At 49.1% G+C, this 11,629-nt stretch carries 16 protein-coding genes; 1 reads left to right on the top strand and 15 read right to left on the bottom strand.

Annotated features, from left to right (window positions below):
• Positions 1-108 precede the first annotated feature (108 nt).
• From K0504_RS11640 to rpsJ, 12 genes are all read right to left on the bottom strand, one after another.
• Positions 109-768 carry a tetratricopeptide repeat protein gene (locus K0504_RS11640; protein ID WP_318837968.1) on the bottom strand — a complete coding sequence of 220 codons (660 nt, stop codon included), beginning with the start codon at positions 766-768 and terminating at the stop codon, positions 109-111.
• Between the two features lie 186 nt (positions 769-954).
• On the bottom strand, positions 955-1,206 hold the full coding sequence (rpsQ, locus tag K0504_RS11635) for a 30S ribosomal protein S17 (protein WP_220104360.1): 252 nt from the start codon (positions 1,204-1,206) through the stop codon (positions 955-957).
• Positions 1,206-1,397, bottom strand: a complete 192-nt coding sequence (rpmC, locus tag K0504_RS11630) for a 50S ribosomal protein L29 (protein ID WP_191146496.1) — start codon at positions 1,395-1,397, stop codon at positions 1,206-1,208. The genes rpsQ and rpmC overlap by 1 nt, the downstream gene beginning before the upstream one ends.
• The gene (rplP, locus tag K0504_RS11625) at positions 1,397-1,810 is read right to left on the bottom strand and encodes a 50S ribosomal protein L16 (RefSeq protein WP_220104359.1); all 414 of its coding nucleotides are present in this window, start codon (positions 1,808-1,810) and stop codon (positions 1,397-1,399) included. The genes rpmC and rplP overlap by 1 nt, the downstream gene beginning before the upstream one ends.
• 10 nt (positions 1,811-1,820) lie before the next feature.
• Positions 1,821-2,525 (bottom strand): 30S ribosomal protein S3, encoded by a 705-nt coding sequence (gene rpsC / locus K0504_RS11620; RefSeq protein WP_220104358.1) that lies wholly within the window; start codon positions 2,523-2,525, stop codon positions 1,821-1,823.
• A gap of 13 nt (positions 2,526-2,538) precedes the next feature.
• Positions 2,539-2,871, bottom strand: a complete 333-nt coding sequence (rplV, locus tag K0504_RS11615) for a 50S ribosomal protein L22 (protein ID WP_087506480.1) — start codon at positions 2,869-2,871, stop codon at positions 2,539-2,541.
• A gap of 10 nt (positions 2,872-2,881) precedes the next feature.
• Positions 2,882-3,160, bottom strand: coding sequence for a 30S ribosomal protein S19 (gene rpsS / locus K0504_RS11610; RefSeq protein ID WP_220104357.1), 279 nt, complete (start codon positions 3,158-3,160; stop codon positions 2,882-2,884).
• Positions 3,161-3,174: 14 nt separating this feature from the next.
• Entirely contained in the window at positions 3,175-3,999 is an 825-nt protein-coding gene (gene rplB, locus K0504_RS11605) for a 50S ribosomal protein L2 (RefSeq protein WP_220104356.1), read from the bottom strand.
• 17 nt (positions 4,000-4,016) lie between these two features.
• Entirely contained in the window at positions 4,017-4,319 is a 303-nt protein-coding gene (gene rplW, locus K0504_RS11600; protein WP_220104355.1) for a 50S ribosomal protein L23, read from the bottom strand.
• Complete coding sequence (gene rplD / locus K0504_RS11595) at positions 4,316-4,921, bottom strand: 50S ribosomal protein L4 (RefSeq protein WP_220104354.1); 606 nt, start codon at positions 4,919-4,921, stop codon at positions 4,316-4,318. The genes rplW and rplD overlap by 4 nt, the downstream gene beginning before the upstream one ends.
• A 14-nt stretch (positions 4,922-4,935) precedes the next feature.
• The gene (rplC, locus tag K0504_RS11590) at positions 4,936-5,574 is read right to left on the bottom strand and encodes a 50S ribosomal protein L3 (protein WP_220104353.1); all 639 of its coding nucleotides are present in this window, start codon (positions 5,572-5,574) and stop codon (positions 4,936-4,938) included.
• Positions 5,575-5,605: 31 nt separating this feature from the next.
• Positions 5,606-5,917: a 30S ribosomal protein S10 gene (gene rpsJ, locus K0504_RS11585; protein WP_087506498.1), complete on the bottom strand. Its 312-nt coding sequence runs from the start codon at positions 5,915-5,917 to the stop codon at positions 5,606-5,608.
• A gap of 310 nt (positions 5,918-6,227) precedes the next feature.
• Here rpsJ and K0504_RS11580 point away from each other — a divergent pair, with 310 nt between their 5' ends.
• Positions 6,228-7,289 (top strand): hypothetical protein, encoded by a 1,062-nt coding sequence (locus K0504_RS11580; protein WP_220104352.1) that lies wholly within the window; start codon positions 6,228-6,230, stop codon positions 7,287-7,289.
• A 43-nt stretch (positions 7,290-7,332) separates the two neighbouring features.
• On the opposite strand, the gene K0504_RS11575 is transcribed toward K0504_RS11580, so the two are convergent.
• The 3 genes from K0504_RS11575 to tuf form a co-directional block, all read right to left on the bottom strand.
• A complete protein-coding gene (locus tag K0504_RS11575) occupies positions 7,333-8,715 on the bottom strand; it encodes a phosphohexomutase domain-containing protein (RefSeq protein WP_220104351.1) in 1,383 nt (460 codons plus the stop codon).
• Between the two features lie 2 nt (positions 8,716-8,717).
• The gene (locus K0504_RS11570; protein ID WP_220104350.1) at positions 8,718-10,127 is read right to left on the bottom strand and encodes a mannose-1-phosphate guanylyltransferase/mannose-6-phosphate isomerase; all 1,410 of its coding nucleotides are present in this window, start codon (positions 10,125-10,127) and stop codon (positions 8,718-8,720) included.
• Between the two features lie 265 nt (positions 10,128-10,392).
• Entirely contained in the window at positions 10,393-11,577 is a 1,185-nt protein-coding gene (gene tuf, locus K0504_RS11565; protein ID WP_220104338.1) for an elongation factor Tu, read from the bottom strand.
• Between the last annotated feature and the right edge of the window lie 52 nt (positions 11,578-11,629).

Genomic DNA, 11,629 nt, shown 5'->3' with positions numbered 1-11,629 from the left:
GACCAACAATGCCGCGAAGAAATTATTGAATGACATAAAACAACTAAGCACTAGCGGCAAAGTTAGGATCTAATCTTTACGGTTGGGTTTCAGATCAGTAAATAGGGTTTAACGTTCAAGCGGACGCTGCGCTTGTTTTACAAGCTCGGCAGGCATCTTTTGTGCAAGTAACAGCAACAACTCGCCTGCGCGTTTTTGGTCTTTCCGATCACCAATAATCGCATTGTGCAGCCAATGATAAACATCATAATAACTCGACGGATCGCCATAGCCTTCCAAGTAAAGCTCAACCAATTGCATTTGGGCTTTGATGTGGCCGGTCGATGACGCGGTATATAAATATTCGACTGCGCGTACTTTGTTTGCCCGGACGAATTTACCTTGAGCGTGGTAGCGCCCCAACTGCTCGAGTGCATCGGGTAGCCCTTGCGCGGCTGACCGTTCAATATAAAGCATGCCTAATTGCGCATCGCGTTCGATACAAACGCCATATAGCAACATGTCACCGTACAGAAACTGGTAAGCAGGCACTTTCATTTTTTCGGCACGGGCTTTGATATCTTCAACGAGCTGGCAGTCGTCATCGCGAACACGTTTGAGGTGTTCATTTTTATTAATAAGCTCGAGCAATTCGTCTTGGGAATAAATTTGGACAGCTGACAGGATTGACTCCGCTTTCGCTAAATTTGGCATTAGTAGCGCAGGCATAGCAATAAGCCCAACTATCACTAATGCGTGTCGTAGCAGACTTTTAGCAAAGGTTGTCACGGCGTCATCTCCCCTATTAATGCAGCCTAAGATTACTTATAACCTGTGTATCGGCGATTACCAATATTTCTTTATAGTCTAGCTTGGTCTGGCTCACTAAAAACAAGCCATTGCACAACGGCGTATTTCATAAAACAAAAAAGGCTCCCGAGGGAGCCTTTTTTTAGTAAAGCATTAAGTCAAAACTTAAGCTTTAGTTACCACTTCAACCAGGGTCCAGTTTTTAGTCTTGGACAGTGGGCGGCATTCTTTAATGCTAACCACATCACCTGCTTGACATTGGTTTTCTTCATCATGTACGTGCAGCTTAGTCGTACGCTTAATGAATTTACCGTAGATCGGGTGCTTCACTTTGCGCTCGATAGCAACAATGATGGACTTGTCCATTTTGTCGCTAATTACTTTGCCTTGCAGCGTACGGATTTTAGCTTCGCTCATTACGCACCTGCCTTCTCGTTCAGGAGGGTTTTTACGCGCGCAATGTTGCGGCGCACTTGTTTCAGCGTGTGAGTCTGAGCTAGCTGACCAGTGCTTGCTTGCATGCGCAGGTTAAATTGCTCACGCAGCAGCTCCAGCAGTTCAGCATTCAGCTCTTCCACGCTTTTTTCACGCAGTTCACTCGCTTTCATTACATCACCGTCCGAATTACAAAGGTTGTTTTAATTGGAAGCTTACGGGCTGCCAGATCAAAGGCTTCACGAGCCAATTGCTCTGGAACACCGTCCATCTCATAAAGAACACGGCCTGGCTGAATCTGGGCAACCCAGTATTCAACATTACCTTTACCTTTACCTTGACGAACTTCCAACGGCTTTTCAGTAATTGGCTTGTCTGGGAAGACGCGAATCCAGATTTTACCCTGACGCTTCACATGACGAGTCATAGCACGACGCGCAGCTTCAATCTGACGCGCAGTGATGCGACCACGACCAACAGCTTTCAAACCGTAAGTGCCGAAGCTTACTTTGCTACCAGCAACCGCTACACCACGGTTACGGCCTTTGTGCATCTTACGGAACTTAGTACGTTTCGGTTGTAGCATTGCTTACTCCTTACTTAGTACCTTTACGGCCGCGCTTATTAGCTGGACGCGGTTGTTGCGCCTGCTGCTTCTCGACCTGTTCCATACCACCGAGGATCTCGCCTTTGAAGATCCACACCTTGATGCCGATGATGCCGTAAGTAGTCAAAGCTTCTGAAGTAGCATAATCGATGTCTGCACGCAGAGTGTGCAGTGGTACACGACCTTCGCGGTACCATTCTGTACGAGCAATTTCTGCACCGCCCAGACGACCACTAACTTCTACTTTGATACCTTTGGCACCGAGGCGCATAGCATTTTGAACCGCGCGCTTCATGGCACGACGGAACATAACACGGCGCTCAAGCTGACTAGCGATGCTATCGCCAACCAATTTTGCGTCGAGTTCAGGCTTACGCACTTCAGAGATGTTGATTTGTGCAGGTGCACCAGCCAATTTGGCTACGTGCAAACGCAGTTTCTCAACGTCTTCACCTTTTTTGCCAATCACAACACCTGGACGGGCAGTGTGAATGGTCACGCGAATGCTTTTCGCTGGACGTTCAATTTCAATACGTGAAACTGAAGCGTTTTTCAGTTCTTTATTTAAGAACTGACGAACCAAGTGGTCGCTGTGCAGGTTGTCCGCGTACTCAGTTTTCCCGGCATACCAGGTTGAGTTCCACGGCTTAACGATGCCTAGGCGAATTCCATTTGGATGTACTTTCTGACCCATTTACCTGTCTCCGTTAGCTGTCGGACACAACCACAGTAATGTGGCTGGTACGCTTCAGGATGCGGTCGGCACGACCCTTTGCACGCGGCTTGATGCGTTTCATAGTTGGACCTTCGTCAACGAAGACTTTGGCAACTTTCAACTCATCAATGTCGGCGCCCTGGTTGTGCTCGGCGTTTGCAATTGCAGACTCCAGCACCTTTTTAACCAATACAGCAGACTTCTTAGGGCTGTAGTTCAGGATGTCCAGTGCTTTCGCTACCGGTACACCTCGGATTTGATCCGCGACCAAGCGAGCCTTCTGAGCTGCGGTCCGGGCAAACCGATGTTTAGCTAATGCTTCCATCATTTACTCCTTAACGCTTCTTGGCTTTCTTGTCCGCGATGTGTCCGCGGTATGTACGAGTAGGTGCAAATTCACCCAGCTTATGGCCAACCATTTCGTCAGTCACGTAGACAGGAACATGTTGGCGACCATTATGGACAGCGATGGTCAATCCGATCATATCGGGAATGATCATTGAACGACGGGACCAGGTTTTCACTGGTTTTTTATCCCCGCTTTCCACCGCTTTCTCTACCTTCTTCAGCAAGTGCAGGTCAATAAATGGACCTTTCTTGAGAGAACGTGGCATGGCTTCTACCTCTATTACTTAGAACGACGGCGAACAATGTACTTATCAGTACTCTTGTTCTTACGCGTCTTGTAGCCCTTAGTCGGCACACCCCAAGGTGTAACAGGATGACGACCACCAGACGTACGACCTTCACCACCACCGTGTGGGTGATCAACCGGGTTCATGGCAACACCACGAACGGTTGGGCGAACGCCACGCCAGCGAGATGCACCAGCTTTACCAAACTGCTGCAACATATGCTCGGCATTACCTACTTCACCCAAAGTCGCACGGCATTCGGCGAATACTTTACGCATTTCGCCACTGCGCAGACGCAGAGTTACATAGGAGCCTTCACGGGCAACGATTTGTGCATAAGCACCAGCTGAACGTGCCAGCTGAGCACCTTTACCCGGTTTCAGTTCAACACAGTGAACGGTTGAACCAACAGGAATGTTGCGCAACGGTAACGTGTTACCGGCTTTAATTGGCGCATCTTCACCAGACTGAACTGGTGCACCAACTTGTAGGCCTTTAGGCGCGATGATATAGCGACGCTCACCATCTGCATAAAGAACTAGCGCAATGTTAGCACTACGATTCGGATCGTATTCCAGACGCTCAACTTTCGCTGGGATACCGTCTTTGTTGCGTTTGAAGTCAACAATACGGTAATGCTGCTTGTGACCACCACCAATGTGACGCACGGTAATGCGACCATTGTTGTTGCGGCCACCAGACTTAGACTTTTTGTCCAGCAAAGGGGCGTATGGTTTGCCTTTGTACAGGTCGTTATTAACAACCTTAACTACGTGGCGACGACCCGGAGATGTTGGCTTACATTTAACAATTGCCATGTTTCCTACTCCTCCAATTACTCACCGCCGCCAACGAAATCAATTTCGCTGCCGTCTTTAAGCGTTACATAGGCTTTTTTCCAATCGCTGCGGCGGCCGAAACGAGCACCGTGGCGTTTGGTTTTGCCTTTGACACTGGCGGTACGAACACCAGCAACTTCAACTTCAAACAGCTTCTCTACAGCCGCCTTGATCTCACGCTTGTCAGCGTCAGTCACAACTTTGAAAACAACAGTGTTGTTGCTTTCAGCAGCCATGGTGCTCTTTTCAGAAACTACCGGCGCTAAGAGAACTTTTAGCAGACGCTCTTCAGTGATCATGCCAGGCTCTCCTCAAGTTGCTTCACTGCAGCGGCAGTGATCAAAACTTTATCAAAAGCAATCAAGCTAACTGGGTCGATGCCTGCAACGTCGCGAACGTCAACTTTGTACAAGTTGCGGGCGGCCAGGAACAGGTTCTCATCAACTTCTTCAGTAACGATCAGAACATCGTTCACTTCGTACTGCTTCAGTTTGCTAGCTAGCTCTTTAGTTTTAGGTGCTTCAACACCAAATTTTTCTACAACGATCAGACGTTCTTGACGCACAAGCTCAGACAAAATGCTGCGCAATGCACCGCGATACATCTTTTTGTTCACCTTTTGGCTGTGATCTTGTGGCTTAGCCGCAAAAGTCACGCCACCGCTGCGCCAGATTGGGCTGCGGATAGTACCAGCACGTGCACGGCCAGTACCTTTTTGTTTCCAAGGCTTCTTGCCGCCACCACTCACTTCAGAGCGAGTTTTTTGAGCACGAGTACCTTGACGAGCACCTGCTGCATAAGCAACAACTACTTGGTGAACTAACGCTTCATTAAAGTCACGCCCGAAGATCGTTGGATTGACTTCAAGCGCGCTTTGCGCGTCTTTCAATACTAATTCCATCACCAATCTCCAAGTTACGCTTTAACGGCTGGTTTAACGATGACGTTGCCGCCAGTAGCGCCCGGAACCGCACCTTTTACAAGGATAAGGTTACGTTCTGCGTCAACGCGAACTACGTCCAGAGACTGAACAGTTACACGCTCTGCACCCATATGACCGGCCATTTTCTTGCCTTTAAAGACTTTACCTGGTGATTGGTTTTGACCAATCGAGCCATGTGCACGGTGACTCAAAGAGTTACCGTGAGTCGCGTCTTGGGTACTGAAATTCCAACGCTTAACTACGCCTGCGAAACCTTTACCTTTAGAGGTGCCAGTTACGTCAACTTTTTTAGCTTCAGCCAACAACTCAACAGTGAGTTCGTTGCCAGTAGCCAATTCTTCGCCTTCACCGTCTGCCAGACGGAATTCCCATAAACCGCGACCGGCTTCTACGCCCGCCTTAGCAAAATGGCCCGCTTCTGGCTTGGTCACACGGTTGGCTTTTTTCGCGCCAGTGGTCACTTGAACCGCACGGTATCCGTCGGTTTCCAGAGTTTTAATCTGTGTGACACAATTGGCTTCGACTTCAATTACGGTTACAGGTGTAGAAACACCATCTTCAGTGAAGATGCGCGTCATACCCACTTTACGACCGACTAATCCGATAGCCATGGTTTACAAACCTCTTCTAGTCTGCTTGGGATTAACCCAAGCTGATCTGAACATCAACGCCCGCAGCAAGATCCAAACGCATCAAAGCATCGACAGTTTTGTCGGTTGGTTCGACAATGTCGACCAAACGCTTGTGAGTACGGATCTCATATTGATCCCGCGCGTCTTTGTTAACGTGCGGAGAAATCAGAACGGTATAACGTTCTTTGCGGGTTGGCAGCGGAATCGGACCACGTACCTGAGCCCCGGTGCGCTTCGCAGTCTCAACGATCTCTGACGTAGATTGATCGATCAGACGATGGTCAAAAGCTTTTAGGCGGATACGGATTCTTTGGTTCTGCATCAGACCAACGCTCCAAAAATGTTTGACACAAAAACACACGCCCAATCCAGTACCATTATTGGTATGGTGGGTGTGCATCGGTTCATTCAACCCCCAATTGGGGTTGCTGGTTTTAGTAAACTGAGTTTAATGAACTTCATTAATCAACAGTTACTGATAACTCGTACTAGGACGAGTGGTCGCGTATTATACACAATCAATTGACGAGCACAAGCGTCATCGACAATTCAATTTAAAACACTCGGCAATGCCATTATCGTATTGCTATAGTTAGCTGAAATAACTTAATAAATTCATTCTTTGGTATTTTATGTTGTTGATGTGGCTCACGACCACAACGCTTAACCTAGCCACGCCATCGCTGCCGCCAGTACCTGCAGAGCAAGAGGCGGATATGTGGCGCTACGCGCAGCAGCACATGCAGCCCTGCAGTTCATCGGCAAAAGAAAACTACCCTTGGTATGACAAAGCCCACTTACTACTTTCCGATACTGTGTGTGAGCAAGCACTCTGGTTTGATAGCTTCTTTGGACCAGATCAAGTGTCTAGCTCTGATGTTCAAAGCGCCAGTAGTTTGGTTCAGTTAAACCTCGATTATGTTTATCGCGAACGGGAGTCCGATCAATTAAAGCCCCGGGTTCAAGCATCGATTAACCTTCCGAATACCTCTAACAAGCTAAAATTGTTAATTGAAGGCCGTGATGAATCCGTCACCGGCGATAATTTAACTAGCCCTGCCGGGCGCTCCCAAGAAAAATCCGCTGCCGCGGTTCGCTATATCTTTTTTGACCAAAACAACTGGGATTTGAATTTTGACGTGGGTGCGCATTTCAACGGTGGCCCCTTTACGCGGATTCGAGCCCGTAACTACAAACCGCTGAGCGAACGTACCATCTTTAAGTTTACGCAAGACTTAACGTTAGAGCTTGAAGATAGCTGGTATGAAACAACCCGTTTTACCATCGACAATTTCCACGATGACGTTGTTTATCGTTATCAAGCACAATCGAAATATGGTGAAAAAACCGATGGTATCGAATGGCGCTTGTTAGTCGCCCGCATTAAACAATTGACCTCACGCAGCGCTATCGCGGGATTTGCTTCAGTGTCAGGTGCAACAGAGGATCCAAGTGACGATGATGAATCAGAGATTTATCGGCTTGGGTTAAATTATCGAAAGAGTATTTGGCGCCCGTGGTTCGTCGTTCACGTCGAGCCGCAAATAACCTTTCCTCGAAAATATGATTACCAGACTAATTATTTATTTTTGCTCGGCATCGAGGTGCAATTTGGTAAGGGGCGTCGATCGCCGTCCTATCGACGGGTGAATTTTGCGACGCCAGATCCCACAGAAAACCATGTTCCCCAATAAAAAAGCCGGCTAGTTGCCGGCTTTTCATGCACCAATCATCACGTTAGCTTGCACTTAGCAGGGCCAACAGCTCGTCCGTTTTGGCCTGCATCAGCGCCATATCCGTGCGGCTTTCCACATTCAAACGCACCACAGGCTCGGTGTTAGACTTGCGCAAGTTAAAGCGCCAGTCAGCAAATTCCACGCTAATGCCATCAGTACGGTCAACCAGCAAGGCGTCGGCTTCGTACGTAGCTAACACCGCTGCAATGGCACTATCGGGATCGCTTAAGGTTTGGTTGATTTCACCGGATGAGGGATACGCGGCAATCCGCTCTTTCACCAATTCAGATAACGGCTTGCCCGTGGTGGTTAATAGCTCGGCCACAAGCAACCATGGGATCATGCCGCTGTCACAATATGCAAAGTCGCGGAAGTAGTGGTGCGCACTCATCTCGCCACCATATACCGCATCTTCTGCGCGCATGATGTCTTTGATAAAGGCATGGCCAGTTTTGCTCATAATAGCCTGGCCGCCGGCTTGCTCTACCACATCGATGGTGTTCCAAGTTAAACGTGGGTCGTGAATGATTTTAGAGCCCGGTTGCTGCACTAAAAATGCTTGCGCCAACAGGCCAACAATGTAGTAGCCCTCAATGAATTCGCCGCGCTCATCAAACAAGAAGCAGCGGTCGAAATCACCATCCCAGGCAATGCCCATGTCGGCACCATGCGCTTTGACTGCATCGGCAGTATGAGCGCGATTCTCTGGCAACAATGGGTTTGGAATACCGTGAGGGAATGTTGGGTCGGGCTCGTTATGAATTTTTATCAACTCGACGGGTACTTGCGCTTGAGTAAACACCGCTTCAAGAGCATTCACCACATGACCCGCTGCGCCATTACCAGCATTCACAACCAGCTTGAGGGGCTTGAGTTTGGCGATGTTGATATACCCCAATAAATGGGCGATGTACTCGCCCAGCAAGCTTCGTTGCTCGTAGCTGCCTTTGGGTCGCTCGGTGCTAAAGTCGCCGTTGCGCCATGGCGCTTCACCAGCAATACGCTTAATGTCCGCGAGGCCATTGCTATTGCCGATAGGACGGCTGCCCTGACACACCAACTTCATGCCGTTGTAGTCAATAGGATTGTGCGAGGCGGTGACTTCGACGCCGCCATCAATCCCCAGGTGGGATGTGGCAAAGTAGATTTCTTCGGTGCCAGTCATTCCTAGGTCAATGATGTTAGTGCCCGCATCCATCAAGCCTTCAGCCAGGGCATTTTTTAAGGCTTCACTGGTTTCCCGCGCATCACCGCCGACGACCACGGTTTCTGGTTGCAAGAACTCACCATAGGCGCGGCCAATGTCATAGGCGATTTTCTCATCGAGCTGAGTGCCGAGCTGGCCGCGAATATCATATGCTTTAAAACAAGTTAACTCTGCCATAGTTACTTTTCCACACGCCCATAACGGTCTTCAAATCGAACAATGTCATCTTCACCCAAGTACGAGCCAGACTGTACTTCAATCAGCTCAAGCGGCACCTTGCCAGGGTTCTCAAGGGCATGCACAACACCAACGGGAATGTAGGTTGATTCGTTTTCGGTTACTAAGAAGGTTTCGTCGCCATTGGTGACACTGGCTGTGCCACTGACCACAATCCAATGCTCAGCGCGGTGGTGGTGCATTTGCACTGATAATTTAGCGCCCGGCTTGACGGTAATGCGTTTAACCTGATGACGCTCGCCATTATCAATGGAGTCATAACAACCCCATGGGCGGTACACATACCGGTGGTGCAGGTATTCGCTGCGCTCTTGCGCTTTGAGCTCATTGACGATGCTTTTTACATCTTGCACCTTGTTTTTGTCAGCCACGAGCACCGCATCTTTGGTTTCCACCACAATGATATTATCGAGGCCCACCACGGCAACCAGCTTTTCTTCGGCATTGACATAGGTGTTGTTGCTTTGATGCACCATGACATCACCACGGGTGACATTGCCGGCGTCATCTTTGTCATTCACTTCCCACAGCGCAGACCAAGAGCCAACATCGCTCCAGCCAGCATCGAGGGGAATAACCACAGCACGGTCAGTCTTTTCCATTACCGCGTAATCAATGGAGTCATCTGGGCAGCTCAAAAAGGCCTCTTGATTCACCCGAACAAAATCTAAATCGTGGCTGACATCGGCCATGGACGCCTGACACGCGGCTAAGATAGCCGGTTGGTGTTTACCCAGCTCGGCTAAGTACTGGCCGGCAGTGAACATGAACATGCCCGAGTTCCAGTAGTAATCACCACTGTCGACATACGACTGCGCCGTAGCTAAGTCGGGTTTTTCAACAAACTCGCCAACTTTGTACGCATCACCTTGGGCGGCACCACTTCGAATGTAACCGTAGCCCGTTTCAGGCCCCGCGGGCACAATACCAAAGGTGACCAGCTCGCCGGCTTGGGCCAGCGGTGTGGCTTGCTCAATCACGCGATGAAAAGCATCGGCATCTTGAATCACGTGGTCTGCGGCGAGCACCAACATCAAGGCCTCATCACCAACGGTTTGCTGCAAGGTTAATGCAGCAAGTGCCACCGCCGGTGCCGTATTACGTCCATCAGGCTCTAAGATAATCGTACCCAAATCGCCAAGCTGATGAAGCTGCTCGGCCACAATAAAGCGGTGCTCTTCATTGGAAATGACCACAGGCGAATGCGTTTTCACCCCCGCAAGACGGGTGATGGTTGCCTGCAGCATGGTGCTGTCGCCGTGAAGCGGCAGGAACTGTTTCGGGTAAAGCTTGCGTGAAAGTGGCCATAACCGACTGCCGGAGCCACCGGCCATGATGACGGGGTAAATCATTTTGTTTCCTTACGCGATTTGAGGCGTTTGAAATTCGTTGAGTGCTGCCAACGAATCAAATCTATTTTGTGTAGGGCAGTTTAACAAACATATAATGTAATGTAAGGAAAGGCTAGCGACCTATATCATTAGCTTCTTCTTATAAGAAACGACGTCACAGTTTAATGTGGCGGTGCGAGTTGGCTATGGATGGTACGGTCAAAAGCGATCAAAAAAGGCCGCCCGAGGGCAGCCTTTTTTTTATGCAATGTTTGCTATCGCTCGATTACTCGATGATAGACGCTACAACACCAGCACCTACGGTACGACCACCTTCACGGATTGCGAAACGTAGACCTTCGTCCATCGCGATTGGGTTGATTAGCTCAACAACCATCTTGATGTTATCGCCTGGCATAACCATCTCTACGCCTTCTGGCAATTCGATAGTACCGGTGATGTCAGTTGTACGGAAGTAGAACTGTGGACGGTAGCCTTTGAAGAACGGAGTATGACGGCCGCCTTCTTCTTTCGACAGTACGTATACTTCTGATTCGAACTTCGTGTGCGGAGTGATTGAACCTGGCTTCGCCAGTACTTGACCACGCTCAACGTCTTCACGCTTAGTACCACGCAGAAGAACACCAACGTTCTCACCAGCACGGCCTTCGTCAAGAAGCTTACGGAACATCTCAACACCAGTACAAGTTGTGTTAACTGTTTCTTTAACACCAACGATGGCAACTTCGTCACCTACGTTAACGATACCGCGCTCAACACGACCCGTTACAACAGTACCACGACCTGAAATTGAGAATACGTCTTCGATTGGCAACAAGAATGGCTTATCAATGTCACGCTCTGGCTCTGGGATGTATGAATCCAAAGCTTCGGCCAACTCAATAATCTTGTCTTCCCACTCTTTCTCGCCTTCCAGTGCTTTCAGCGCTGAACCTTGGATAAGTGGTAAGTCATCACCTGGGAAGTCATATTCTGAAAGAAGTTCACGAACTTCCATCTCGACCAGCTCAAGCAATTCTTCATCATCAACCATGTCACATTTGTTCATGAATACGATGATGAAAGGTACGCCTACCTGACGAGACAACAGGATGTGCTCACGAGTCTGTGGCATTGGGCCATCAGTCGCAGCTACTACCAAAATCGCGCCGTCCATCTGAGCAGCACCAGTAATCATGTTCTTCACGTAATCGGCGTGACCTGGGCAGTCAACGTGCGCGTAGTGACGAGTTGGAGTGTCGTACTCTACGTGTGAAGTCGCGATGGTGATACCACGCTCACGCTCTTCTGGAGCGTTATCGATTTGTGCGAAATCTTTCGCTTCACCGCCGTAAACTTTCGCCAATACGTTTGTGATTGCTGCAGTCAGCGTTGTTTTACCGTGGTCAACGTGACCGATAGTGCCAACGTTTACGTGCGGTTTATTACGTTCAAATTTTTCTTTAGCCACTTTCTTTACCTTTAAGTTAAAAAGTCCGGTCGGTAATCAGTGGGACCGGACC

Origin of the sequence: Neiella holothuriorum (assembly GCF_019457915.1) — a bacterium.
In the GTDB taxonomy this organism is placed as follows: Bacteria; Pseudomonadota; Gammaproteobacteria; order Enterobacterales; family Neiellaceae; genus Neiella; species Neiella holothuriorum.
Note: the sequence above shows the minus strand (reverse complement) of the source record. Positions and strands in the feature narration are given on the sequence as shown.